The sequence below is a fragment of the Pseudomonas sp. GL-B-12 genome (assembly GCF_019955895.1).
Classification (GTDB): Bacteria; Pseudomonadota; Gammaproteobacteria; order Pseudomonadales; family Pseudomonadaceae; genus Aquipseudomonas.
On the sequence record NZ_JAHBCX010000010.1, the window covers coordinates 48,048 to 73,369 of the forward strand.

Annotated in this window: 24 protein-coding genes; 9 read left to right on the top strand and 15 right to left on the bottom strand. The window is 62.0% G+C overall.

What is annotated here, in order from left to right; translation table 11 throughout:
- Positions 1 to 30: 30 nt before the first annotated feature.
- The 5 genes from KGA85_RS05790 to KGA85_RS05810 form a co-directional block, all read right to left on the bottom strand.
- Complete coding sequence (locus tag KGA85_RS05790) at positions 31 to 648, bottom strand: DNA-3-methyladenine glycosylase family protein (protein WP_223458112.1); 618 nt, start codon at positions 646 to 648, stop codon at positions 31 to 33.
- A 4-nt stretch (positions 649 to 652) separates the two neighbouring features.
- Positions 653 to 1,465 (bottom strand): isocitrate lyase/phosphoenolpyruvate mutase family protein, encoded by an 813-nt coding sequence (locus tag KGA85_RS05795; RefSeq protein ID WP_223533572.1) that lies wholly within the window; start codon positions 1,463 to 1,465, stop codon positions 653 to 655.
- 35 nt (positions 1,466 to 1,500) lie between these two features.
- Positions 1,501 to 2,583: a bifunctional transcriptional activator/DNA repair enzyme AdaA gene (locus tag KGA85_RS05800; RefSeq protein WP_223533573.1), complete on the bottom strand. Its 1,083-nt coding sequence runs from the start codon at positions 2,581 to 2,583 to the stop codon at positions 1,501 to 1,503.
- An 83-nt stretch (positions 2,584 to 2,666) separates the two neighbouring features.
- Positions 2,667 to 3,287, bottom strand: a complete 621-nt coding sequence (locus tag KGA85_RS05805) for a LysE family translocator (protein ID WP_223458105.1) — start codon at positions 3,285 to 3,287, stop codon at positions 2,667 to 2,669.
- A 91-nt stretch (positions 3,288 to 3,378) separates the two neighbouring features.
- On the bottom strand, positions 3,379 to 4,275 hold the full coding sequence (locus KGA85_RS05810; protein WP_223458103.1) for a DMT family transporter: 897 nt from the start codon (positions 4,273 to 4,275) through the stop codon (positions 3,379 to 3,381).
- Positions 4,276 to 4,364: 89 nt separating this feature from the next.
- Between KGA85_RS05810 and KGA85_RS05815 the strand changes: the two genes are divergently transcribed.
- Together KGA85_RS05815 and KGA85_RS05820 are read left to right on the top strand one after the other, a co-directional pair.
- Positions 4,365 to 5,696 (top strand): PLP-dependent aminotransferase family protein, encoded by a 1,332-nt coding sequence (locus tag KGA85_RS05815; RefSeq protein WP_223458100.1) that lies wholly within the window; start codon positions 4,365 to 4,367, stop codon positions 5,694 to 5,696.
- Between the two features lie 86 nt (positions 5,697 to 5,782).
- Positions 5,783 to 6,370, top strand: a complete 588-nt coding sequence (locus KGA85_RS05820) for a LysE family translocator (RefSeq protein WP_223542971.1) — start codon at positions 5,783 to 5,785, stop codon at positions 6,368 to 6,370.
- A 207-nt stretch (positions 6,371 to 6,577) separates the two neighbouring features.
- Here the strand turns inward: KGA85_RS05820 and KGA85_RS05825 are convergent, their stop codons facing one another.
- On the bottom strand, positions 6,578 to 7,411 hold the full coding sequence (locus KGA85_RS05825; RefSeq protein ID WP_223537565.1) for a helix-turn-helix transcriptional regulator: 834 nt from the start codon (positions 7,409 to 7,411) through the stop codon (positions 6,578 to 6,580).
- Positions 7,412 to 7,444: 33 nt separating this feature from the next.
- Positions 7,445 to 7,948 carry a VOC family protein gene (locus tag KGA85_RS05830; RefSeq protein ID WP_223458094.1) on the bottom strand — a complete coding sequence of 168 codons (504 nt, stop codon included), beginning with the start codon at positions 7,946 to 7,948 and terminating at the stop codon, positions 7,445 to 7,447.
- 266 nt (positions 7,949 to 8,214) lie between these two features.
- Between KGA85_RS05830 and KGA85_RS05835 the strand changes: the two genes are divergently transcribed.
- From KGA85_RS05835 to KGA85_RS05860, 6 genes are all read left to right on the top strand, one after another.
- Positions 8,215 to 8,463 carry a transmembrane sensor/regulator PpyR gene (locus KGA85_RS05835; protein ID WP_223533574.1) on the top strand — a complete coding sequence of 83 codons (249 nt, stop codon included), beginning with the start codon at positions 8,215 to 8,217 and terminating at the stop codon, positions 8,461 to 8,463.
- Positions 8,463 to 9,617 carry an NnrS family protein gene (locus KGA85_RS05840; RefSeq protein ID WP_223458090.1) on the top strand — a complete coding sequence of 385 codons (1,155 nt, stop codon included), beginning with the start codon at positions 8,463 to 8,465 and terminating at the stop codon, positions 9,615 to 9,617. The genes KGA85_RS05835 and KGA85_RS05840 overlap by 1 nt, the downstream gene beginning before the upstream one ends.
- A 171-nt stretch (positions 9,618 to 9,788) precedes the next feature.
- Positions 9,789 to 10,244 (top strand): (2Fe-2S)-binding protein, encoded by a 456-nt coding sequence (locus KGA85_RS05845; RefSeq protein WP_223458088.1) that lies wholly within the window; start codon positions 9,789 to 9,791, stop codon positions 10,242 to 10,244.
- 25 nt (positions 10,245 to 10,269) lie between these two features.
- Entirely contained in the window at positions 10,270 to 12,438 is a 2,169-nt protein-coding gene (locus KGA85_RS05850; RefSeq protein WP_223542972.1) for a xanthine dehydrogenase family protein molybdopterin-binding subunit, read from the top strand.
- Between the two features lies 1 nt (position 12,439).
- Positions 12,440 to 13,021, top strand: coding sequence for a hypothetical protein (locus KGA85_RS05855; protein WP_223458084.1), 582 nt, complete (start codon positions 12,440 to 12,442; stop codon positions 13,019 to 13,021).
- A 74-nt stretch (positions 13,022 to 13,095) separates the two neighbouring features.
- Complete coding sequence (locus tag KGA85_RS05860; RefSeq protein ID WP_223458082.1) at positions 13,096 to 13,668, top strand: GGDEF domain-containing protein; 573 nt, start codon at positions 13,096 to 13,098, stop codon at positions 13,666 to 13,668.
- Positions 13,669 to 13,793: 125 nt separating this feature from the next.
- Here the strand turns inward: KGA85_RS05860 and KGA85_RS05865 are convergent, their stop codons facing one another.
- Positions 13,794 to 14,219, bottom strand: a complete 426-nt coding sequence (locus KGA85_RS05865; protein ID WP_223459466.1) for a VOC family protein — start codon at positions 14,217 to 14,219, stop codon at positions 13,794 to 13,796.
- Between the two features lie 113 nt (positions 14,220 to 14,332).
- Between KGA85_RS05865 and KGA85_RS05870 the strand changes: the two genes are divergently transcribed.
- On the top strand, positions 14,333 to 15,193 hold the full coding sequence (locus KGA85_RS05870) for a LysR family transcriptional regulator (protein WP_223459468.1): 861 nt from the start codon (positions 14,333 to 14,335) through the stop codon (positions 15,191 to 15,193).
- A 170-nt stretch (positions 15,194 to 15,363) separates the two neighbouring features.
- Here KGA85_RS05870 and fabI read toward each other — a convergent pair whose 3' ends face one another.
- The 7 genes from fabI to KGA85_RS05905 form a co-directional block, all read right to left on the bottom strand.
- Positions 15,364 to 16,158 (bottom strand): enoyl-ACP reductase FabI, encoded by a 795-nt coding sequence (gene fabI, locus KGA85_RS05875; RefSeq protein WP_057398455.1) that lies wholly within the window; start codon positions 16,156 to 16,158, stop codon positions 15,364 to 15,366.
- A gap of 19 nt (positions 16,159 to 16,177) precedes the next feature.
- Positions 16,178 to 17,788 carry an ABC transporter ATP-binding protein gene (locus KGA85_RS05880; RefSeq protein WP_223459470.1) on the bottom strand — a complete coding sequence of 537 codons (1,611 nt, stop codon included), beginning with the start codon at positions 17,786 to 17,788 and terminating at the stop codon, positions 16,178 to 16,180.
- Position 17,789: 1 nt separating this feature from the next.
- Positions 17,790 to 18,809 (bottom strand): ABC transporter permease, encoded by a 1,020-nt coding sequence (locus tag KGA85_RS05885; RefSeq protein WP_223459471.1) that lies wholly within the window; start codon positions 18,807 to 18,809, stop codon positions 17,790 to 17,792.
- Position 18,810: 1 nt separating this feature from the next.
- The gene (locus KGA85_RS05890; protein WP_223459473.1) at positions 18,811 to 19,884 is read right to left on the bottom strand and encodes a microcin C ABC transporter permease YejB; all 1,074 of its coding nucleotides are present in this window, start codon (positions 19,882 to 19,884) and stop codon (positions 18,811 to 18,813) included.
- A 4-nt stretch (positions 19,885 to 19,888) separates the two neighbouring features.
- Positions 19,889 to 21,730, bottom strand: coding sequence for an extracellular solute-binding protein (locus KGA85_RS05895; RefSeq protein ID WP_223459475.1), 1,842 nt, complete (start codon positions 21,728 to 21,730; stop codon positions 19,889 to 19,891).
- Entirely contained in the window at positions 21,727 to 23,547 is a 1,821-nt protein-coding gene (locus tag KGA85_RS05900) for an extracellular solute-binding protein (protein ID WP_411741651.1), read from the bottom strand. Before KGA85_RS05900 ends, KGA85_RS05895 begins: the two co-directional genes overlap by 4 nt.
- Positions 23,548 to 23,823: 276 nt before the next feature.
- The gene (locus KGA85_RS05905) at positions 23,824 to 25,254 is read right to left on the bottom strand and encodes a LysM peptidoglycan-binding domain-containing protein (protein WP_223459479.1); all 1,431 of its coding nucleotides are present in this window, start codon (positions 25,252 to 25,254) and stop codon (positions 23,824 to 23,826) included.
- Positions 25,255 to 25,322: the final 68 nt, after the last annotated feature.

Consider the following 25,322-nt stretch of genomic DNA (forward strand, 5'->3'; position numbering starts at 1 on the left):
GAGCCTGCTCGCGATGAACGATAACGCGGTTTATTTGTTGGGCACCCGCCACAAATACCACGACGCCACCGTCCGATAAGGGCTCCACGCCAACCCAATCTCGATCATCTGCTTGCGCGTCGGCTGCACCTCGAGCCCTTTGAGCCGTCGATAACCCTCTCGCACGCCAAAATCATCTGCCGGCAGGATATCCGGGCGTTCCAGGCTGTAGATCAGCAGCATCTCCACGGTCCAGCGGCCCACACCGCGCAAGGTGATCAGGCGCTCGATCAGCGCTTCATCGTCCATGGCCAGCGCCGTGGCGTAGTCCGGCACCACGCCGTCCAGCGACGCTTGGGCGATGCCCTGGATGGTCGCGATCTTGCTCGCGGAAAACCCGCAACTGCGCAGTCGGTCGAAATCCGTGGCGACGATCTGTTCAGGCCGGGGAAACGAATCCGAACCGAACAGCGCCAGCAGCCGGCCGACGATCGCATCGCCGGCCTTGGCGTGCAGTTGCTGATAGGCAATCGCCCGCACCAGCGACTCATACGGGTCACGCGCCGCATGCGGCTGGTGCAGGCACGGGCCGATGGCGTCGATGTGGCGGCACCAGTCGTCATCGATGGCCGCCAGGAAGGCACTGGCGGCCTGATAGCCGTCGGACATGGGCTCAGGCTTTCCCGGACGGTTTCAGCAGGGCGTTCACTTCGCCATAGGTCAAAGCCTTCAGGTCGTGGCTATCGAACTTGCCGGTTTGCAGAAAACTCTTGGCGATGCCGGCCATGGCACCGTAGAGGAACTCGGCGATGCCCGAACCCGCGCTCAGACGGCGTACGCCCAGTGCCTCGAGCGCTTCGGGCGACGGAAGGCCCGGGAACCCCAGCACATTCAGTGGCAGCGAGGTGCCCTGGCACAGTGCCTTGATCTCGTACTCCGCAGTAACGCCGGCGGCAAACAGGCCATTGGCACCGGCCGCCTGATACAGCGCAGCGCGCCTGAGGGTTTCGGCGACGCGATCTTCGGCGGGCACCAGACCCCGCAGGTAGACATCGGTGCGCGCATTGATAAACAGGTTCACGTTGCGTCGGTCGGCCACCTGGCGCGCGATCTCAATCTTGCGTACCAGCAACTCCGGTGGCGCGGAGCCGTCTTCGATATTGATCCCGACCGCACCGGCGGCGATCACCGCCTCAACCACCTGGGCCACCCGTTCCAGGTCATCGGAATAACCGGCTTCGATGTCCACGGTCAGCGGCACCGAAATGACCCGGGCAATCGACTCGACCGTCGAGACCAGGCGCTCAAGGGGCAAGGTGTTGCCGTCCGGGTAGCCATGCACCCAGGCCACCGCCGCGCTGCTGGTGGCCACGGCCTTGTTACCCAGTTGCTCCACCAAGCGCGCCCCGGCGGCATCGGCGACGTTGGTGAGGATCAGCAAACCTTCGTGATGCAGTTGGTGCAGTTGATTGTCGAGCCTGTCCATCGAGTTTCCTTCCTTATGAAAAATCTGTGGGGGGATCAGAGCGCCAATGGCTCCGTGAGCTGCACCGCGGCGTTTTCCAGCCTGAGCATAAACGCCTTGCGCGGCTGGCCTCCAGCGTAGCCGGTCAACGAGCCGTCGGCGCCGATCACCCGGTGGCAGGGCACGACAATCGATAAGCGGTTATGCCCGTTGGCCAGGCCCACCGCCCGACTGGCACCGGGCTTGCCCAGGCTCGCCGCGATGGCGCCGTAGGTGGTGGTCCGGCCGTAGGGGATCTTCGCAAGCTCAGCCCAGACCCGACGGGAGAACTCGCTGCCGGGCATGTGCAAGGCCACGCTGAACTCAGTGAGCGTGCCGGCGAAATACGCGGACAATTGCGCTTCGATCTGCTGCAAATGCGCGTTGTGCCCCGGTGCCACGGCATAACCAAAACGGTTTTGCAGCGCTTCGACCGCAGGATTCAGCGAGGCCTGGTCGAGAAACTCCAGCAGTACCAGCCCGCGCCGTTCGGCCATGGCGATCATCGGCCCCAGCGGCGTGGTCAGGCGCGTGAACAACAGCGGCTCGCTGTTGGCCGCGCGGCCCGGGGTGATGTGGAACGACTTTTGGAAGGCATCGCGAAATCCGCTCAGGGACTCGTAGCCGGAATCGAAGGCGACGTCATCGATGGAGTCACCCTGTTTGATCCCGCCCAACGCCATGCCCAGGCGCCGGGCACGCAGCCAGGCGTGGAAGGTCATGCCGAAATGCTGCTTGAACCAGCGACGCAGTTTCAGCGGTTCGATGCCTTCGGCCAGTAGTTGGGCGTCGGTCCAGCGCTGCTCCGGGTCGGCGTCTACCGATTTGAACAGTGTCTGCACCCAGTCCGGCGCGCTGGCGGCGGTGTCCAGCGGTTTGCAGCGCAGGCAGGCGCGATAGCCCGCCGCCAGGCATTGTTCGGCGTTGGCAAAGAACTCGACATTCGCAGGCTTCGGGCTGCGGGCGGTGCAACCGGGGCGGCAGAAGATGCCTGTGGTCTTGACTGCCGTGAAGAACACCCCCTCGTAGGAAGTGTCTCGTTCGAGCATGGCGCGAACCATCTCGGCGCGGGGCGGAAGCAGCGTTTTTTGTAGGTTCATGGGCGCAGCATAGATCGCGGCACGGGCGACCTCCACCGGAGAATCGACAGTGAATTTCCGATTTTCGCAATGCTCCTACAGGATCAGGCGCGTCTGGCCATCAGCAATACCGAAGCCGCCGCCGACAACAACCCCGCGCAGCAACGGTTGAACATCCGCTTTCCCGACGGCTTGGCGAACCAGCGGCGCATGTGCAGGCCCATGTAGGCGTAAGCGCCGATGGCGATCCATTCCAACACCAGAAACAACGCACCCAACACCACGAACTGCGGCGCAATGGCGTGGGTCGAGTCGACGAATTGCGGCAGGAACGCGGTGAATATCAGGATGGCCTTGGGGTTGCCGGCCGCGACCAGGAATTCCTGCCGGGCCAGCGCCAGCGTGCCCACGGGCGCTGAGGTGACCACGTTTTCGACACCTGGATCGGCGCGCCACAATTGCCAGGCGAGGTAGAACAGGTAGGCCGCGCCGAGGATCTTGAGGGCGTAGAACAGCAGCTCAGAGGTTTGCAACACCACCGCCAGCCCCGCCGAGGCGAGGGCAATCATCCCGGCGAACGCCAGCAACCGGCCGATGCCGGCCACACACGCGGTGCGGTAGCCATAGCGGGTCGAATTGCTGACCGACAGCAGGTTGTTGGGGCCGGGTGCCATGTTGAGGGCGAAGCAGGCCGGCAGAAACAGGGTGAGGGTGGCGAGGTCCATGGTGGGCTCCTGTAGCAAGAGCGCTATTTCTATCACGGCTTACCCTTGGCCAGACCCATACAGTCATGGGCGCAAACCACCGTACACGGGGCTATCTGGCGAACTTTTTCGCCCCGGCGACGCAGAGGATCACGGCGACGGTGACACCCAGCATGCCTACGCTGACCTGTTCATGCAGCAAGGTGGCGGCCAGGGTCAGCCCGAAAAACGGCTGAAGCAGCTGCAATTGCCCAACGGCGGCGATGCCCCCTTGGGCCAGGCCGCGATACCAGAACACGAAGCCGATCAGCATGCTGAACAGCGAGACGTAAGCCAGGCTGAACCAGGCCGGCGTGCTGATGCCGGTGAACGAAGCCGGCATGCGCATCCAGCTGAGCACGGCCACGACCGGCAACGACAGCACCAGCGCCCAGCTGATTACCTGCCAGCCACCCAGCGTGCGCGACAGTTTCGCGCCTTCGGCATAACCCAGGCCGCAGGCGAGGATCGCCAGCAGCATCAGAATGTCGCCTTGGGGGGAGGCGGTCAGGCCCTGCGACAGGGCAAACCCGACCACCAGCAGGCTGCCCAGCACCGAGAAAATCCAGAACGCCGCCCGTGGCCGCTCGCCGCCGCGCAGGACGCCGAACACCGCTGTCGCCAGGGGCAACAGGCCGACGAAGACGATGGAGTGCGCGGACGTCACGTATTGCAGCGCCAGCGCGGTCAACAGGGGAAAACCGATGACCACGCCCAGGGCAACGATGATCAGCGGTATCAGTTGCTGGCGCGCCGGGCGTTTTTCCTTGAATAACCACAGCAGGCACAGCGCCAGGATCGCCGCAATGGTCGCGCGCGCGACCGTCAGGAACACCGGATCAAACTCCAGCACCGCCACCCGTGTCGCCGGCAGCGAGCCGCTGAAGATCACCACGCCGATCAGCCCGTTGATCCAGCCGCTGGTGCTGTTTTCCAGCGTCCGGTGTTGCAAGTTCGAGGTCCGTTCCATTTGGCTCTCGCTCATTGTCTGATTGCACGAAACTCATCGTATGAGCGACTATCGATACAATCAAAAAATTGTCATGGATACATCTCGACATGCCTCGATCCCGCTACAAGACGCTGGTGGATGCCTTTGCCGCCGACATCCGTTCCGGGCGTTTGCCGCCCGGCACGCGCCTGCCGACTCACCGGCAACTGGCCACAGAGCATGGTTTGGCACTGGTCACCGCCAGCCGGGTGTATGCCGAGCTGGAGGGCATGGGCCTGGTCAGCGGCGAAACCGGACGCGGGACCTTTGTCAGGGAAACCTCGCTGCCGCCGGGGCAGGGCATCTCGCAGCACGTGGTGGCGGCGGGGATGATCGACCTGAACTTCAACTACCCGTCATTGCCCGGTCAGGCCGACCTGTTGCGCACGGCCTTGCGTCAACTGGCATTGTCCGGTGACCTGGAATCCCTCCTGCGCTATCAGCCCCACGCGGGACGCCTGCACGAGCGGGCCTCGGTCGCGCGCCATCTGCTTGACCGCGGGCTGAGCGTGCCGGCCGAACAGGTGTTGATCGTCAGCGGCGCCCAGCATGGCCTGGCGGTGGCGATGATGACGCTGCTCAAGCCTGGCGACGTGATCGCCGCCGATGCGTTGACCTATCCCGGTTTCAAGACCCTGGCCGAAACCCTGCATCTGGAAGTCTTGCCGATTCCGGTCACGGATACCGGGCCTGATCTGCCAGCCCTGGAAAAACTCTGTCGCAGCCGATCGGTACGGGCTGTGTACTCGATGCCGACTTTGCACAACCCTTTGGGCTGGGTGATGGACCTCGATCAGCGCGAGCAGTTGGTGGCGATTGCGCGCCGGCATGACCTGACGATCATCGAGGACGCGGCCTACGCGTTCCTGGCCGAAAACGTACCGCCACCGTTGGCAGAGCTGGCGCCGGAAAGGACGGTGTACGTGTCCGGCCTGTCGAAGAATGTCGCCACCGGGCTGCGTGTTGGCTTCATCGCCGCACCCGCGCATTGGGTCGCCGCCTTCGAGCGCACCATCATGGCGACCACCTGGAACACCCCGGGCGTGATGACCGCCATCGCCACGGCTTGGCTCGACGATGGCACCGTCAGCCAACTGGAGGCGCAAAAACGCGCGGACGCCCGGGCCCGGCAAGCCCTGGCCCGCGAGGTACTGGCAGGGCTCAGGACCATCAGTCACCCGAATTCCTACTTCATCTGGTTGCCATTGGCGGAAGACGCCCGGGCCGACCAGATCGCCATGGCGCTGATGCGCGAGCAGGTGTCGGTGTCGCCGGCCGAGCCCTTTGCGATATCGGCTCATGTGCCACACGCGATACGCCTGGCGTTGGGTTCGGTGGACATGGATTCGCTGCGGGTTGCCCTGGGCAAGGTTAAAAACGTCGTTGGTTATTACTCATAGCGCTGCAGGGCAGTTTTCTTCAATACGCGAGCGGCTCGGCTCTTTACCTTGAGGGCCTTGTTCAATTCGATGGAAGAAGGTGTGCAATGAGTCTGATGATGTCCATGGCGGCGTTTGCGCTGGTCGCTTCCATCACGCCGGGGCCGGTCAATATCGTGGCGTTGAGCTCCGGCGCACGGTTTGGTTTCCGGGCCAGCCAGCGTCACGTGGCCGGGGCAACCCTGGGGTTTGTCTTGCTGTTGGTGCTGATGGGCCTGGGCCTGCATGAGTTGTTGCAGCGCTGGCCGGCGCTGACCCAGGTGGTGCAATGGGCGGGGGTGGCCTTTCTGTTGTACATGGCCTTCAAGCTGGCGGCCGACAATGGGCAGGTGCAGGCCAGTGAATCGGCCCAGGCGCCGTCAATGCTGTATGGCGCCATCATGCAATGGCTCAACCCCAAGGCCTGGCTGGCCTGCGTGGCCGGCATGGGCGCGTTTGTCGCCGATGGCGAGGCACGCCTGGTCTGGCAGTTCGCGGCGATTTATCTGGTGATCTGTTATGTGTCGGTCGGTTGCTGGGCGTATGCCGGGACGTTTTTGCGCGGTTTTCTGAATAATTCGGCGGGTATGCGCCTGTTCAATCGCGCCATGGCGTTGCTGCTGGTGGTGAGTGCGGTGTATCTGTTTTTGCCGTAACGGCAATCACCACGGTTTTGTGGCGAGAGAGTACTTTGTGGCGAGGGGGCTTGCCCCCGTTGGGCTGCGAAGCGGCCCCCGGCATTCTTTCAGGCATACATTGCTTGCAGGATTTACGACGGCTGCGCCGCCGAACGGGGGCGAGCCCCCTCGCCACAGGGGAGAGTCAGATTCAAGAGCATCTTTGCCAGGAGGCATTGTGTTGCCTCACCCCCGATACTGCCCCGGCGTCGCCGCCAAATGCTGTTTGAACGCCCGTTGAAAATGCGCCTGATCGGCGAACCCCGCTTCCAGTGCCACGTCCGCGATCAGCTTGCCGCTGCGCAATTGATCCTGGGCGAACTGGATGCGCCGGTTCACCAGGAACGCGTGGGGCGTCATGCCGTAATACTGTTTGAAGGCGCGGATCAGGTAGGACGGTGACAGTTGCGCCGCCTCGCAAATGTCTTCGAGCCTGAGGGTTTGCGTGCAGTGGTCACGGATGTAGTCGGCCGCGCGCTCCAGCTTGAAGTTGGGTTCGCGCAGCGGCTGGTCGGCCGGGTTGAGTCGTAGCTGAACCTCGGTAAAGAATTCCACGGCCACGCTGTGTTTGCGCAGCACGTCTTGCTGTGGATCGACCAGCACCTCATACAAGGCCGCGAGGCCGGCAAACAGCTGGGCGTCCCGGGTGTGGGTCAGGGAAAAGCGGCGAAACGCCGCGTCATCGCTGAACCCGAGCTGATGCTGCAAATCGGTCAGCCACGGCGTATCGACGTACAGCATCAGGTACGACCAGGGTTGGTCTTCGATCCGGTTGCAGGCGTGGACGTCGCCGGGGTTCATCAGCACCACCGTGCCGACGCTGACCTCGAAAGCCGACTGCTCATGGAGATAGGTGCTGCGCCCGGCGGTGATCGCCCCGATGGAAAAGTGCTCGTGGGCGTGCCGGGTGTAGCAGACTTCGCGCCCGTCGGCGATGGCGCGGGCTTCGATGAAGGGCAGGGCATCATCGCGCCAGAAGCGCGGGGCCTTGTCGGCGTTCTTGGCAACGGCGTGCTTCATGCTCACTCCTCGGCAGGTCAGCGCCCGAGTGTATTAGCTCTCGCCGTCAAAGGCGCGCTGCAACGTCGCAATATCGAGTTTTTTCATCTGCATCATCGCCTGCATGGCCCGTTGGGATTTTTTCGTGTCGGGGTCCTTGATCATGTCCATCATCGCGACGGGGACAATCTGCCACGACAGCCCGAACTTGTCCTTGAGCCAGCCGCATTGCTGGGCCTCGGGCACGCCACCGGCCGACAGGTTGCCCCAGTAATGGTCGACTTCTTCCTGGCTCAGGCAATTGACCTGAAACGAAACCGCTTCACTGAACGTGAACAACGGCCCGCCATTGAGGCCGGTGAAACTCTGCCCGTCGAGCTCGAAGCTGACGGTCATGACCGAACCTTCCGGCCGGCCATGGAACTCGAAACCGGCGTGGCCGTAGTAGGTGACGGCAGTGATTTTCGAGTGGTCGAAGATCGAGCAATAGAATTTCGCCGCCTCTTCGGCCTGATCGTCGAACCACAGGCAGGGCGTGAGTTTTTGTACGCGTAGCATGGTGCCAACTCCTCTGCAGGTAACGCATGTTCCGGACTTTCAGCGTAGTCAGGCTCTGCTCGTCTGGCCGTACCGTAGATCGACAAATTTGCAACGGTGTTGCTGGCTTGTAGTCATAATGACTCTGTATGGGGTCAAACGGACTATTTGTGTGGTGGGTCTTTATGACTCGTATGCGCGCAACTGCCTGGATTTAAAGAGGCAAAAACCTGGCACGGGACTTGATCAGGTAAACGTACAACTGAACGCCTTCAGGAGTACGCATAATGTTCAACTTCTTCAGCAACCCCCAGAACGTTCTTCAACTGTCGAACCGTGTGCTCGGCGCGGGCCTGGCGATGCTGCTGGCCGGCATTTACGGTGCCTATCTCTACGGCGGCCATCTGGCGATCACCGTGCTGGTGGCCATGCACGCCATGACCATTATTGGCCCGACCTTGCTGAAAATCGGCTATGTCATGCGCCTGTTGTCCCAGCATCAGCTGGGTCAGGCCCGGATCGGGGTGTTGGCTTGATGCGCAAACTGGCGGCTGCACCGGTCTTCAGCCTGGGCTTTCGACCCTTCTTTCTGGCTGGGGCCGGGTTCGCGGCCCTCGCCATCGCGATCTGGGCCTTGTGGCTGTACGGCCGCTTGCCCGGTGCGCAACCGGTGGGCGGCATGCTCGCCTGGCATCGGCACGAAATGCCTTTCGGATTTGCCACGGCCATCATTGCCGGGTTCCTGCTGACGGCGGTGCCCAACTGGACCGGTCGGCCGGGGCTCAGGGGTTGGCCGCTGATCGGCCTGGTGCTGGTGTGGCTGCTGGCACGGTTGGCCTGGTGCCTGCCGATACCGGCGCCCTTGCTGCTGGCCTTGCAGGTTCCGTTTCTGCCGTTGCTGGCGTGGGGGTTGGGGCGCGACCTGCTGGCCGCGGGCAAGCGCGAGAATTATCCGATTCTGTTGATGGTGATGCTGCTGGCCGGGTGTCAGGCGTTGACGTTGCTGGGGTTCGCCGTTGATGACGCCAATCTGCAACGCCATGGCGTGCTGGCTGCCTTGTGGCTGGTGGGCGCGCTGATGAGCGTGATCGGCGGGCGGGTGATTCCGTTCTTTATCCAGCGCGGCTTGAACCGTCCCGCAGCGCCTGCGGCCCATCCGTTGCCGGGCAAGGTGTTGCTGATCAGCGCCATGCTGGCGGCGGTGTCTTTTGCCGCCGGTTTGAATGACGTCCCACGTGTATGGCTGGCGCTGTTGTTTGCGTTGATCAGCGGTTTGCATCTGCTGCGATTGTGGCGCTGGCATGATCGTGGCCTGTGGCGCGTGCCGCTGTTGTGGTCGCTGTACCTGGCCTACGCCTGGCTCGCGGTGGCGACGTTGGCCATGGCGCTGTGGCACTTGGGCTGGATGCCGCAACAAAGCCTGGCCACCCATTCGCTGGCCGTCGGCGGTATCGGCGGGTTGGTTCTGGCGATGATCGCGCGGGTCAGCCTGGGGCATACCGGGCGCTTGTTGCAGCCGTCAAAGGCGATCGTTGCGGGGTTTGCCCTGTTGTTGCTGGCGGGTGCGTTTCGAGTGTGGCTGGTGCCGTTTTCCGGTCAGGGGTTGGCGCTGTCGGCGTTGCTGTGGTGTAGCGCTTTCGGTGTTTTTGTCTGGCGCTACACCGGCATTTTATTGGGGCCGAGGCTCTAGCGAAGACCTTCAGGGCCGCCCTTCGAGGCGGCTTTTTCATGACCGGTGGTCGATGCGCCACGGCCTGCCGGCAAATTTGCGCTTAGCTGAAGGGATAGCCCGAGGCGCGCGCAGGTTTACAAGGCCGCAGCGACGCCCCTTCAGATCACCCTGAGTCTGAGGAACCGCGCCATGCTCACCCTGAACATCAATGGCCAGGATCAGGAGCTGGATGTCCCCGCCGACATGCCGCTGCTCTGGGTCTTGCGCGATGTCGCCCACCTCACTGGCACTAAATTCGGCTGTGGCGTCGCCCAGTGCGGGGCCTGCACCGTGCACGTCGATGGCGCTCCGCTGCGCTCCTGCATCACACCGGCCACGGCCGTGGCCCAAGGGCAGAAAATTCTCACCATCGAAGGCCTGTCTGTCGACGGCTCGCACCCGGTGCAACAAGCCTGGGCAGAGATCGATGTGGTCCAGTGTGGCTACTGCCAGTCCGGGCAGATCATGTCGGCGGCGGCGTTGCTGGCGAAAATTCCGCAACCGACCGACAGCGACATCGATCAGGCGCTGTCCGGCAACATCTGCCGTTGCGGCACTTACCCGCGGATCCGCGCAGCGGTCAAACGCGCCGCCGAGCTGGGTTGAGGCCGGGTTTAAGGGAGCTTGCGCCATGAACAGCATCAACGCGTTATCGCGTCGTGGTTTTCTCAAGGGCAGTGCCGTGCTGGGCGGTGGGCTGGTGGTGGCGTTTGCCATGCCCGGTGCCCACCGATTCGCCATGGGCGCGGAGAACCAGGGCAACGTCTTTGCACCCAACGCCTTCCTGCGCATTGGTAACGACAACAGCGTCACCGTGTTGCTCGGCCATTCGGAAATGGGCCAGGGCATCTGGACCGGCCTGACCATGCTGATCGCCGAAGAGCTGGACGCCGACTGGACGAAAATCCGCGTCGAGCATTCCCCGGCCTCGGCCGCCGATTACGGCCTGCCTGGCTTTGGCGGGATGCAAATCACCGGGGGCTCGACCTCGACCTGGATGGAGTTCGACCGCTATCGCCAGGCCGGCGCGGCGGCACGCTTGATGTTGATCGACGCGGCGGCCAAGCGTTTCAACGTTGCGCCTTCCGAGATTCATACCGAATCGGGGGTGGTCATTGCCGGTGAGCACCGTGCCACCTATGGCGAGTTGGCCGATGACGCCGGGCAGTTGCCACGGCCGGACCCGGCCTCGATCAAACTCAAGGACGCGAAGGACTGGCGGCTGATCGGCAAACCCACCAGGCGCCTGGACACACCGGAAAAAATCACCGGCCGGGCGAAGTTCGGCATGGACGTGCAGTTTGACGGGCTGATGACCGCGATGGTCGCCCGTTCACCCACCTTCGGCGGAAGCGTCAAATCCTTTGAAGGCGCCGAAGCGCTGGCGATTCCGGGTGTGCACAAAGTGGTGCAAGTGCCGACGGGCATCGCGGTGATTGCCGATCATTTCTGGGCGGCGAAGCTGGGGCGCGATGCGCTGAAAATCGAGTGGAACCCGGGGCCGAATGCCGGGCTCAATAGCCGGGCGCTGCTGGAAAACTTCCGCAAACTCGCTGCCACTCCCGGCATGAACGCCGGTCAGGCGGGCGATACCCAGGCTGCGCTGGCGAAAGCGGCCAAGAAAATCGACGTTGAATACAGCGTGCCTTATCTGGCCCACGCGCCGATGGAGCCGCTGAACTGCACGGTGAGCATCACTCAGGACAAGTGCGAAATCTGGACCGGCACCCAGTTCCAGACCCTGGACCAAATGGTCGCCGGGAAAATCACCGGGCTCAAACCGGAACAGGTCGAGATCCATACCGAGTTTCTCGGCGGCGGCTTCGGGCGCCGGGCCAATCCGACGTCGGATTTCGTCAGCGAAGCGGTGTATGTCGCCAAGGCCGCCGGTGCACCGGTGAAAACCGTGTGGGCGCGGGAAGACGACATCCGTGGCGGCTATTACCGCTCGGCGTTCCTGCACCATGCGCATATCGGGCTGGGCGCCGACGGTATGCCGCTGGCCTGGAAGCATGTGATGGTCGGGCAGTCGATCATGGCCGGGACCTCGCTCGAAGCGAGCATGGTCAAGGACGGGATCGACAAGACCTCCGTCGAAGGCGTAGCCGACAGCCCTTACTTCGAAGGACTGGCCAATCACCAGATCGAACTGCACTCACCGAAAACCGGCATCAGCGTGTTGTGGCTGCGTTCGGTGGGACACACCCACACCGCGTTTGTCATGGAGTCGCTGATCGATGAGCTGGCCACGGCGGCCGGCAAGGATCCGGTGGAGTATCGGCGTACCTTGCTCAAGGACCATCCGCGCCACCTCGGTGTGCTGAACCTCGCGGTGGAGAAGGCCAACTGGACGGCGCCGCTGGCGGACGGCCATGCGCTGGGTGTGGCGGTGCATGAGTCGTTCGGCAGCTACGTGGCCCAGGTGGCCGAGGTGTCACAGGATAACCTCGCCATCCGCGTGCACCGGGTGGTGTGTGCGGTGGACTGCGGTATTGCGGTCAACCCGCAGAGCATCGCCGCGCAGATGGAATCGTGCATTACCTTTGGCCTGAGCTTTGCCTTGCGCAGCAAGCTGACGATCAAGGACGGGCAGGTGGTGCAGTCCAACTACCACGACTATCAGGTGCTGCGGCTCAACGAAATGCCGGTGGTCGAAGTGCATATCGTGCCCAGCAGCGACAAACCCGGTGGTATCGGCGAGGCCGGTGTGCCACCCATGGCACCGGCGGTGGCCAACGCGGTGTTTGCCTTGACCGGGCAGCGCCTGCGGGAGCTGCCCTTGCAGCTGTCGGGGGTGTGAGATGAAACGACATCACTGGTTGCTTGGTGCGGTGATCCTGGTCCTTCTCGTCGCCTACGCATCCCACGTGCTCGCCGATGACCACGATGCCTTGCAGGCGTTCGACACCGTGCAGAAGGTCTTCCAGAGCCCCCGTTGCCAGAACTGCCACATTCCCGGGGATTCGCCGCTGCAATTCGATGCTGGCGTGCCCCACGCCATGAATGTCGTGCGGGGCATGGACGGCAAGGGCTCGGCCGGGTTGCCCTGTGCAACCTGCCATGGCCAAAGCAATTCGCCGGCCAGTTACGGTCCGCACGCGCCACCCGGGGCGCCGCACTGGAGCCTGCCGCCAGCAGCGCAGCGGATGGCCTGGATTGGCCTGCCAGCCGATCGGCTGTGCGCGATGATCAAGGATCGCTCCAGCAACGGCGATCGGGATTTTGCCGCGCTGATCAAGCACGTCAGCGACGACAAGCTGGTGCTGTGGGGCTGGAACCCCGGCGGCAATCGCGCGCCGGTACCGGTGCCCCACGATATCTTCGTCACCCGGTTCAAACGCTGGGCCGATGCAGGAGGGCCGTGCCCGGTGGCAGGTAGCTGACCAACGGCACGCTAACAGGGAGTCAATGTGGGTACGGGCGACTCTAACGTGCATACCTGCCAAAGGAGTGAACGATGTTGATCTCAGGCAAAACGGGCCGATCCGCAAACCCGTTGCTCACGCCACAGCAAGAACGTGAACGGCTGCGCGATCTGGCTCGCCGGGCCGAGCAAGAGCTGGCAGGCGTGCAGATGGCGAGCATGGACGAGCTGACGCTGCTGTCCAATCGCCATGGTTTCACCGCGCTGGCCCGGCTCGGGCTGGACGCCTGCCGGGAACTGGGGACGCCGGCGACGCTGCTGTACTTCACCCTCGATGAATTCAAGCGCATGAGCTATCTGTATGGCCGGGCCAAAGGTGACGATGCGCTGAAGACGTTCGCCGATGTCCTGCGTATCGGCTTTCGTGAAAGCGATGTGGTCGGCCGACTTGAAGGCGACCGGTTCGTGGCGCTGTTGACCGGTTCCAGCGTCGTGGAGATTGCGGCGATCAAGGTACGGCTCAATGAGATTCTCGATGAACGCAACGCTACGGCGCATCGCAGTTATGACATTCGGTTCAGCGTTACCCAGGTCGAATATGACCCCACTGCTCATGACTCAATCGAGGAACTGCTGGGTGAGGCCGAGCGTTTGATGAGCCGTTAGGGCGGTGTTGTGTTGGCGGGCCTCATCGTCGGATCGCCGCCCGGAGCAGGCTCCCCACAGGTTTTGTGAACGCCACAAATCCACTGTGGGAGCGAGCCTGCTCGCGAAGGCGTCCTGACAGACAACTATTTGGCAAACAACTGCCCAATGTCCTTGAACGCCTTGAACTCCAGCGCATTACCGCAAGGATCAAACAGAAACATCGTCGCCTGTTCACCCACCAGCCCCTGAAAACGAATCCCCGGTTCGATCACGAAGCGAGTCCCCAGTGACTTCAACCGTTCGGCCAGCGCCTCCCACTCGGCCATCCCGAGCACCACGCCAAAATGCGGCACCGGCACATCGTGACCATCCACGGCATTGGTGTGCGCGGCTTCTTGCGCAGGGCTTTTCGGTGCCAGGTGAATCACCAGTTGATGGCCGAAGAAATTGAAATCGACCCAATGCTCGCTGGAACGACCTTCTTCCAGACCAAACACTGAACCATAGAAATGTCGGGCGGCCGGTAAGTCGTAGACCGGGATGGCCAGGTGAAAAGGGGACAATTGCATCAGGCGAACCTCGTTGGTGGGTGGGAATGTGTCGAGTTTAGCCCTGTGCTTTTTGATTGAAAGACGATAATTTTTGCGTCGAGCTCAAATAATTTCGATCAATCGAGGCCGCCATGCTGCGAGAACTGAAAACCTTTATCGCAGTGGCGCGTTACGGCACGTTCGCCGCGGCCGGCATGCACATTGGCCTGACGCAATCGGCGGTCAGTGCGCAGATTCGCAATCTGGAACAGGCCCTTGGCATCCGTCTGTTCGACCGCACCGGCCGCCAGGCGCTGCTCAATGCGGCGGGGCAGCGGGCGTTGCCGATGGCCAGGGAAATGCTCGAAACCTTCAGCCGTATGGCTGTCAGTGACGATGTCAGCGAGTACCGTGGCGAACTGAAAATCGGCGCGGTGGCCACCGCCCAGACCGGGCTGCTGCCCCAGGCATTGTTGAAATTGCGCCAGCAGGCGCCCTTGCTGGAACCCAAGCTGGTGCCCGGTGTGTCACTGAACTTGCTGAGCCAGGTGGACACGGGAGAAGTGGACCTGGCGATCCTGATCAAGCCGCCGTTTGAGCTGCCCAAGGAGTTGTCCGCGCAGGTGATTCGCCGGGAGCCGTTCGTGCTGATCGTACCGGCGGACTTGGACGGCGATGATCCGTTACAACTGCTCGCCGAGCACCCTCATGTGCGCTACGACCGCAATTCGTTCGGCGGGCGACTGGTGACGCGGTTTCTGCGCGAGCGGCAGATCGAGGTGCACGTGGCGCTGGAGTTGGATGAACTGGAGGCGATTGTGAAAATGGTCGAGTGCGGCTTGGGGGTTTCCCTGTTGCCGGAGGCCGGGTTGTGGCTTGAGCATGGGGCCAGGGTGCGAGTCATCCCCTTGGGCGAGTTGACGTTCTATCGGGAGATTGTGTTGTTGCAGCGGTACAGCCAGCGAATGCAGCCAATTCAGCAGTTGTTTGCGCAATGCCTGACACAACACTAACCCTGTGGGAGCGGGCTTGCTCGCGAAAGCGGTGTGTCAGTCAACATCAATGCTGAATCTGAAGCCGTCTTCGCGAGCAAGCCCGCTCCCACAGGGGATTGTGTTTGTCCGTGAAATCGCAGGCATAAAAAACCCGCCAAAAGAGGCGGGTTTTTTAGGCTGACCGAAGATTACTCTTCGAGGCTGCCCATGGCTGTGGTGTTGAAACCACCGTCCACGTACATGATTTCACCGCTGATGCCGGACGCCAGGTCCGAGCACAGGAAGGCGCCGGCGTTGCCGACTTCTTCGATGGTGACGTTGCGGCGCAGCGGGGTTTGCGCCTCGTTGGCGGCCAGCATCTTGCGGAAGTTCTTGATACCGGAAGCGGCGAGGGTGCGGATCGGGCCAGCCGATACACAGTTGACGCGAGTACCGTCCGGGCCCAGGGAGCCGGCCAGGTAACGTACGCCAGCTTCCAGGGAAGCCTTGGCCATGCCCATTACGTTGTAGTTCGGCATGGTGCGCTCGGCGCCCAGGTACGACAGGGTCAGCAGGCTGCCGTTGCGGCCTTTCATCATTTCGCGGCCAGCCTTGGCCAGGGCCACGAAGCTGTAGGCGCTGATGTCGTGCGAGATGCGGAAACCTTCACGGGTGGTGGCTTCAGTGAAGTCGCCGTCCAGTTGGTCGCCCGGGGCGAAGCCTACGGAGTGCACGATGCAGTCCAGGCCGTCCCACTTCTTGCTCAGCTCTTCGAAGACCTTGGCGATTTCTTCATCGCTGGCCACGTCGCACGGGAAGCACAGCTCAGGGCTCGAACCCCAGCCTTGTGCGAACTCTTCGACACGACCCTTGAGTTTGTCGTTCTGATAAGTGAAGGCAAGCTCAGCGCCCTCGCGATGCATGGCGGCAGCGATGCCGGATGCGATGGACAGCTTGCTGGCGACACCGACGATCAGTACGCGCTTACCGGCGAGAAAACCCATGTGTTGCTCCTCTTTCAGGTTATTGCGCAGTGGCCGGAGCCAAAAAAGCGGCTTCCAGCAACTGCTGTGTATACGGATGTTGGGGGGCGGCAAAAATACTTTGCGCGTCTCCCTGTTCGACCACTTGGCCATGCTTGACCACCATCAACTGGTGGCTCAGCGCTTTCACCACAGCCAGGTCATGGCTGATAAACAGATACGTCAGGTTGTACTTGGTTTGCAGTGAACGTAAAAGCTCCACTACCTGGCGTTGTACCGTGCGGTCGAGGGCCGAAGTCGGCTCGTCCAGCAAAATCAACGCCGGTTTTAACACCAATGCCCGGGCAATGGCGATTCTCTGCCGTTGCCCGCCGGAAAATTCGTGGGGGTAGCGGTGCCGGGTTTCCGGATCCAGGCCTACCTCCTTGAGTGCTGCAATGATCGCTTGTTCCTGTTCCGCCGCGGTGCCCATCTTGTGGATCCGCAGGCCTTCGCCAACGATGTCATTCACGCACATCCGTGGGCTCAGGCTGCCGAACGGGTCCTGAAACACTACTTGCATCTCCCGCCGCAGCGGCCGGACCTGTTGCTGCGTCAGGCAGTCTAGCTGCTGGCCCTCAAAACGGATGGCGCCTTTGCTGGCGATCAACCGCAAAATCGCCAGACCCAGTGTCGATTTGCCGGAACCGCTTTCGCCCACGATCCCCAGGGTCTGGCCCTGGGGCAGGCTGAAGTTGATGCCGTCGACCGCCTTGACGTAATCCACCGTGCGCTTGAGCAGGCCTTTCTTGATCGGAAACCAGACTTTCAGGTCCTCGACCGCCAGCAAGGGCGGGCCGATCACGTTGCTTGCAGGCTTGCCGCCGGGCTCCGCTGCCAGCAGTTCCCGAGTGTACGGATGCTGCGGCGCGCGGAACAATTCTTCGCACGATGCCTGTTCGACGATACAACCTTGCTGCATGACACATACGCGATGCGCAATTCTTCGCACAAGGTTCAAATCGTGGCTGATCAGCAGCAGCGCCATGCCCAGGCGGGCCTGCAGTTCCTTGAGCAATTCGAGGATTTTCAGCTGAACGGTCACGTCCAGCGCGGTGGTTGGCTCGTCGGCAATCAGCAGTTCCGGCTCGTTGGCCAGGGCCATGGCGATCATCACCCGCTGGCGCTGGCCGCCGGACAATTCGTGGGGCAGGGCCTTGAGGCGCTTGTGCGGCTCGGGGATGCCGACCATCTCCAGCAGTTCCAGCGTGCGTTTGGTCGCGACCTTGCCGGTCAGGCCCTTGTGGATGCCCAGCACTTCGTTGATCTGCTTCTCGATCGAGTGCAGCGGATTGAGCGAGGTCATCGGCTCCTGGAAGATCATCGCAATGCGGTTGCCGCGAATGTGGCGAATGGTTTTTTCTTTCAGGTCCAGCAGGTTCTGCCCGGAATACAAGATGGTGCCGGACGGATGCCGCGCGAGCGGGTAGGGCAGCAGGCGCAGGATCGAATGCGCTGTTACCGATTTACCGGAACCGCTCTCGCCGACCAAAGCCAGGGTTTCACCGCGCTTGATGTCGAAGCTGACACCTTCGACCGCCAGCTGGCAGCGATTGCCGACGACAAAATCGACGGACAGGTCGCGCACTTCGATCAGATTGTTCTGATTCATTTCACTTCCTCGGGTCGAAGGCATCGCGAGCGGACTCGCCGATGAACACCAGCAAACTCAACATCAAGGCCAGCACGGCAAAGGCGCTGATGCCCAGCCACGGCGCTTGCAGGTTGGATTTGCCCTGGGCCACCAGTTCACCCAGGGATGGGCTGCCCGCCGGCAGGCCGAAACCGAGGAAGTCCAGGGCGGTCAATGTGCCGATGGCGCCGGTGAGGATGAACGGCATGAAGGTCATGGTCGAGACCATCGCGTTGGGCAAAATGTGGCGGAACATGATCGCACCGTTCTGCATGCCCAGGGCGCGGGCGGCGCGTACGTATTCCAGGTTGCGCCCGCGCAGGAATTCGGCGCGTACCACGTCCACCAGGCTCATCCACGAGAACAGCAGCATGATCCCCAATAACCACCAGAAGTTGGGCTGCACGAAACTGGCAAGGATGATCAGCAGGTACAGCACCGGCAGTCCGGACCAGATCTCCAGGAACCGCTGCCCGGCCAGGTCCACCCAGCCGCCGTAGAAACCCTGCAAGGCCCCGGCGATCACGCCGATGATCGAGCTGAGCACGGTCAGGGTCAGGGCGAACAGCACCGAAATGCGGAAACCGTAGATCACCCGAGCCAACACGTCGCGGCCCTGATCGTCGGTGCCCAGCAGGTTATCCGTCGATGGCGGGGCCGGGGCCGGGACTTTCAGGTCGTAGTTGATGCTCTGGTAGCTGTAGGGAATCGGCGCCCACAGCACCCAGGCGTCCTTGGCCTTGAGCAGTTCGCGGATGTACGGGCTCTTGTAGTTGGCCTCCAGCGGAAATTCGCCGCCGAAGGTGGTTTCCGGGTAGCGCTTGAGCGCCGGGAAGTACCAGTTGTTGTCGTAGTGCACCACCAGCGGCTTGTCGTTGGCGATCAACTCGGCGCCCAGGCTGGCGCCGAACATGATCAGAAACAGCCACAGCGACCACCAGCCACGCTTGTTGGCCTTGAACAGTTCGTAGCGTCGGCGATTGAGAGGGGACAGGTTCATCTCAATGCTCCCGGCTTTCGAAGTCGATGCGCGGATCGACAAAGGTATAGGTGAGGTCGCCGATCAGTTTCACCACCAGCCCGAGCAGGGTGAAGATGAACAGCGTGCCGAACACCACCGGGTAATCGCGGTTGATCGCTGCCTCGAAACTCATCAGGCCGAGGCCGTCGAGGGAGAAGATCACCTCCACCAGCAACGAGCCGGTGAAGAAGATGCCAATGAGGGCCGAGGGGAAACCGGCGATCACCAGCAGCATGGCGTTGCGGAACACGTGGCCGTACAGCACACGGTGGTTGGTCAGGCCTTTGGCCCTGGCGGTTATCACGTACTGCTTGTTGATCTCATCGAGGAAGCTGTTTTTGGTGAGCAGGGTCATGGTTGCGAAGTTGCCGATCACCAGCGCGGTCACCGGCAGCGCCAGGTGCCAGAAGTAGTCGAGGATCTTGCCGCCCATGCTCAGTTCATCGAAGTTGTTTGAGGTCAGCCCGCGCAACGGGAACCAGTCCAGGTAACTGCCGCCGGCGAACACCACGATCAACAGGATGGCGAACAGGAACGCCGGGATCGCGTAGCCGACGATGATCGCCGAACTGGTCCAGACGTCGAAGTGGCTGCCGTGCCGCGTGGCCTTGGCGATCCCCAGCGGGATCGACACCAGGTACATGATCAGCGTGCTCCACAGCCCGAGGGAGATCGACACCGGCATCTTTTCCTTGATCAGGTCGATGACCTTGGCGTCACGGAAGAAGCTGTCGCCGAAATCCAGGGACGCATAGTTCTTGACCATGATCCACAAGCGTTCCGGCGCCGATTTATCGAAGCCGTACATGTGCTCGATTTCCTTGATCAGCGCCGGGTCCAGGCCCTGGGCGCCGCGATAGGCCGAGCCTGCCACCGAGACTTCGGCACCGCCGCCGGCGATGCGGCTGGTGGCGCCTTCGAAGCCTTCGAGCTTGGCGATCATCTGTTCCACCGGCCCGCCCGGGGCGGCCTGGATGATCACGAAGTTGACCAGCAAGATGCCGAACAGGGTCGGAATGATCAGCAACAGTCGCCGAAAAATGTACGCCAGCATCTGATTACTCCGTGCCCGCAGGATCGGCCTGCAGTGTGGTTTCGACTTCTATCGCCGGCTTGATGTCGGGCTTGACCCACCAGGTGGCCGTGCCGATGTCGTATTTAGGCGAGACTTTGGGATGGCCGATGTGGTTCCAGTACGCCACGCGCCAGGTCTTGATGTGCCAGTTGGGTATTACGTAATAGCCCCATTGCAGCACCCGGTCCAGCGCACGGGCGTGGGCCACCAGGCTGGTGCGCGAATCGGCGTTGATCAGTTGCTCGACCAGTTGATCGACCACCGGATCCTTCAGGCCCATGGAATTGCGGCTGCCGGGTTTGTCGGCGGCGGCCGACATCCAGAATTCCCGTTGTTCGTTACCCGGCGAATTGGATTGCGGGAAGCTGCCGACAATCATGTCGAAGTCCCGGGAACGCACGCGGTTGATGTATTGCGAGACGTCGACCCGGCGGATCACCAGATCAATGCCCAGGTCACTCAGGTTGCGCTTGAACGGCAGCAGCACCCGTTCGAATTCGGTCTGGGCCAACAGGAATTCGATGACCACCGGTTTGCCGGTGGCATCGACCATTTTGTCATCGACGATGCGCCAGCCGGCCTCTTGCAGCAGTTGATAGGCTTGCCTTTGCTGGGTGCGGATCATGCCGCTGCCGTCAGTGGTCGGGTTCTGGAAGGCTTCGCTGAACACCTGCGGTGGCAGCTTGCCGCGGAACGGTTGGAGGATCGCCACCTGATCAGTGTCAGGCAGCCCGGTGGCGGCCATTTCCGAGTTTTCGAAGTAACTGCGGGTACGCGCATAGGCACCGTTGAACAGTTGCTTGTTGGTCCATTCGAAATCCAGCAGTAGCGACAATGCCTGACGCACGCGGACATCCTGGAACACCGGGCGGCGCAAGTTGAACACGAACCCCTGCATGCCGGTCGGATTGCCGTTGGGAATCTGTTCCTTGACCAGTCGACCTTCGGTGACTGCCGGAGTGTTGTAGGCATTGGCCCAGTTTTTCGCGGTCATTTCCAGCCAGTAGTCGAACTGTCCGGCCTTGAGCGCTTCCAGAGCCACGGTGTTGTCGCGGTAGTAATCGGTGGTCATTACGTCGAAGTTGTAGAAACCCCGATTGACCGGCAGGTCCTTGCCCCAGTAGTCCTTGACCCGCTCGTAACGCACCGAGCGTCCGGCCTTCACTTCGCTGACTTTGTACGGGCCGCTGCCCAGCGGAATTTCCAGGTTGCCCTTGTTGAAGTCGCGGTCGGCCCACCAATGCTTGGGCAGCACCGGCAACTGGCCGAGGATCAGCGGCAGCTCGCGGTTGTTGGTGTGCTTGAACTTGAACAGCACGGTCAGCGGGTCTTCGGCGATCACTTCAGCCACGTCACTGTAGTAGCCGCGGTACATCGGCGCGCCATCCTTGGTCAGCATCTGGAAGCTGAACACCACGTCTTCGGCGCGAATCGGATGGCCGTCATGGAAGCGTGCTTCGGGGCGCAGGTAGAAGCGCACCCAGGCGTTGTCCGGAGCTTTCTCGATCAGCCGGGCAATCAAGCCGTACTCGGTGAACGGCTCGTCCAGGCCTTGCTTGGCCAGGGTGTCGTAGATCATGCCAATATCGTCCGCCGGCACGCCTTTGCTGATGAACGGGTTGAGGCTGTCGAAGCCGCCGAAACCGGCCTGACGGAAAATCCCGCCCTTGGGCGCGTCGGGATTGACGTAATCGAAGTGTTTGAAATCGGCCGGGTATTTCGGCGGCTCGTTGTACAGGGTCACGGCATGTTGCGGGGCGGCGCAGGCCAGCCCGGCGAATAGCAGACCGCTGGCCTGCAGGAGCAGGGCACGGATGGGTTTCATTGATCTTTCTCCGAAGATTTCAGCCACCACGCGTTCAGGCCCAGGGTGTAAGGCGGCGTGGTGACGAAGGCGAGCCGGTTGCGGTACGCCAGACGGTGATAATTGAGGTACCAGTTGGGAACGATGTAGTGCTGCCACAGCAGCACGCGGTCGAGGGCCTTGCCGGCGGCGACTTGTTCATCGCGGGTCTGGGCGGCCAGCAACTGTTCGAGCAAGTGGTCGACCACCGGGTTGGCAATGCCGGCGAAGTTCTTGCTGCCCTTGACCCCGGCCTGGCTGGAGTGAAAGTACTGCCATTGTTCCAGGCCGGGGCTGAGCGTCTGGTTGAGGGTCATCAGAATCATGTCGAAATCGAACTGGTCGAGGCGCTGCTTGTATTGCGCGCGATCGACCGTGCGCAGCCGCGCATCGATGCCGATGCTGGCGAGGTTCTCGACGTAAGGCTGGAGGATGCGTTCCAGGTTCGGGTTGACCAGCAGCAGTTCCAGGCGCAAAAGCTGCCCGGCGGCGTTTTGCAGACGCTGGCCATTGAGCTTCCAGCCGGCGTCGGCGAGCAGGCCGAGGGCTTTGCGCAGAGTCTCCCGGGGGATGCCACTGCCGTCGGTCTGCGGCAGGCTGAACGGCTCGGTAAAGAGCCTGGCCGGCAGTTGCTCGCGATAGGGCTTGAGCAACAGCCATTCATGCCCGACCGGCAACCCGCTGGCCGAGAACTCGCTGTTGGGGTAGTAGCTCATGGCGCGTTGGTAGGCGCCGCTGAACAGCGTGCGGTTGGTCCATTCAAAGTTGAACATCAGCCCCAGTGCTTCACGGACCTTGGCGTCCGAGAAAGCCGGACGGCGGCTGTTCATGAACAGGCCCTGGGTCTGGGTCGGGATCTGGTGGGGAATCTGCGCCTTGATCACCTCACCGCGGCGTATGGCCGGGAAGTTGTAGCCGGTGTCCCAGTTCTTCGCCTGATGCTCGATATAGATATCGAATTCACCGGCCTTGAACGCCTCGAACGCTACGTCGCTGTCGCGGTAGAACTCGACCTCCATGCGGTCGAAGTTGTACTTGCCGCGATTGACCGGCAGGTCTTTGCCCCAGTAGTCCTTGACCCGTTCGAAGACGATCTGTCGTCCCGGCGTGACCGAGGTGATGCGATACGGCCCGCTGCCCAGCGGCGGCTCGAAAGTGGTGGCCTTGAAGTCGCGGCCTTTCCAGTAGTGCTGCGCCAGCACCGGCATTTCGCCCAGGCGCAGGATCAGCAGCGGATTGCCGGCGCGCTTGAACACGAAGCGGATGCGCTGCGGGTTGAGGATGTCGACCCGCGACACTTCCTGAAGGCTGGTGCGGTACAGCGGATGGCCTTCCTTGAGCAACACGCGATAGGAGAACGCGACGTCGTAGGCGGTGATCGGTGTGCCGTCATGGAAGCGTGCTTCGGGACGCAGGTTGAACACCACCCAGCTGCGGTTCTCGCTGTATTCCACCGACTGGGCGATCAGGCCATAGCTGGACGCGGGCTCGTCACCCGAAGGCGCGTACTGCCCGGTACCGACCATCAGCGGCTCGTTGAGCTCGTTGATACCGTATTGCAGGAAGTTCGGCGTGGTGACCGGGCTGGTGCCCTTGAAGGTGTAGGGGTTGAGCGTATCGAAGGTGCCAAACGCCATGACCCGCAACGTACCGCCCTTGGGCGCTTGCGGGTTGACCCAGTCGAAGTGGGTAAATCGGGCCGGGTACTTGAGCGTGCCGAACTGCGCATAACCATGGCTTTCGCTGATCGTCGCGCTTGCGGTGGAGCTCAAGGCCAGGCTGATCAGGAGCAGGGGCAGGGGACGCTTCAAATAGGGGATCCGATCCAGGCGGCTTGGGCTTTGTGGACCGTACAGTAACAGCTTGTATGGACAGGAAAAAGACGGGGGGTTAAAGCGCAATATCGGCCGGGCCACAATCCTGTAGGAGCGAGCTTGCTCGCGAAGGCGGCCTGACAGACGAAATGGATGTTGATTGTGCCGGCGCCTTCGCCGGCAAGCCAGCTCCTACAGGTTTTGTGCTCGCCACAAAAACTGCGCAGGCATAAAAAAGCCCCTGAATTCAGGGGCTGTTTTTTAATGCGGATTGGCCACTGTCAGCATCTGACCAGGCTTCAGCGCCTGGCCGACACGCGGATTCCAGCGCTTGAGGTGCTGCATCTCTACGTTGAAGCGTTTGGCCACGATGTACAGCGAGTCGCCTTGCTGGACCTTGTACGTGGTCTGCTGCTTTTTGGTATTGGCTGCAATCACGGTGTTGACGCGCCCGGAGCTGCGTTTGCTGGTGTCCTGCATGACCAGGGTCTGGCCGGGCTTGAGGTTCTTGCCAGTCAGATTGTTCCAGCGCTGCAGGTCCTTCACGTCAACGTTGTTGGCCTTGGCGATGGAGCCGAGGTTGTCACCCCGCTTGACCCGGTAGGAACGCTTGACGCTGGCGACCTGGGTATCGTCGGCACCTTCGAAGACCGGTTTGAGCGATTTCTTGCTGATCAGTTCTTCAGGACGCATGGTCTGCAGGCTGCTGGTCAGCAGTTGCGCCTTGGAGGTCGGGACCAGCAGGTGCTGCGGGCCGTCGATGGTGGTGCGTTGCTTGAAAGCCGGGTTGAGCTGGAACAGTTCGTCTTCGTCGATGTTGGCGACTTCAGCAACCTTGGACAGGTCCATGCGCTGGTTGATTTCAACGACCTTGAAGTAAGGTTCATTGGCGATCGGGTTGAGGTTCACGCCGTAGGCTTCCGGCGCCATCACCACTTGCGACAGTGCCAGCAACTTCGGCACGTAGGCCTGGGTTTCGGAAGGCAGCGGCAGGTTCCAGTAGTCGGTCGGCAGGCCGAGGCGTTCGTTGCGCTCGATGGCCCGGCTGACGGTGCCTTCGCCGGCGTTGTAGGCCGCCAGGGCCAGCATCCAGTCGCCGTTGAACATGTCATGCAGGCGGGTCAGGTAATCCAGCGCGGCGGTGGTCGACGCGGTGATGTCGCGACGGCCATCATAGAAACGGGTTTGACGCAGGTTGAAGTAACGCCCGGTGGAGGGGATGAACTGCCAAAGACCCACCGCGTCGGCCCGGGAGTAGGCCATCGGGTTGTAGGCACTTTCAATCACTGGCAGCAGGGCCAGTTCCAGCGGCATGTTGCGTTCTTCAAGGCGTTCGACGATGTAGTGAATGTAGAGGCTGCCACGTTCGCCGGCGTTTTCGAGGAAGGATGGATTGCTGGCGAACCATAGGCGCTGTTGCTCGATGCGCGGGTTGACGCCCAGCCCGTCCTGCAGCTGGAAGCCCTGGCGCATGCGCTCCCAGACGTCCTGGGGAATTTGCGGGCTGGGTTTTTCGCTGAGCCAGATCGGCTTCTGCTTGGCGCGCGCGGCGATGTTCTGCGTGTGCGCCGCATCGGTCTGCGGCGCATGGCTGGAACAGCCCGCCAGGGTGGCGGACACAGCCACCGCAATGGCTTGAGCCAAGCGGGTCAATGCGTCTGAACTGATGGCTTTGCGAATAGGTGACGACATTGGCTGGAAGTAAGTTCCGGGCAAAAATGTCGGGCGATTCTAGAAAGCGCACCTTGCGCGGTCAACCT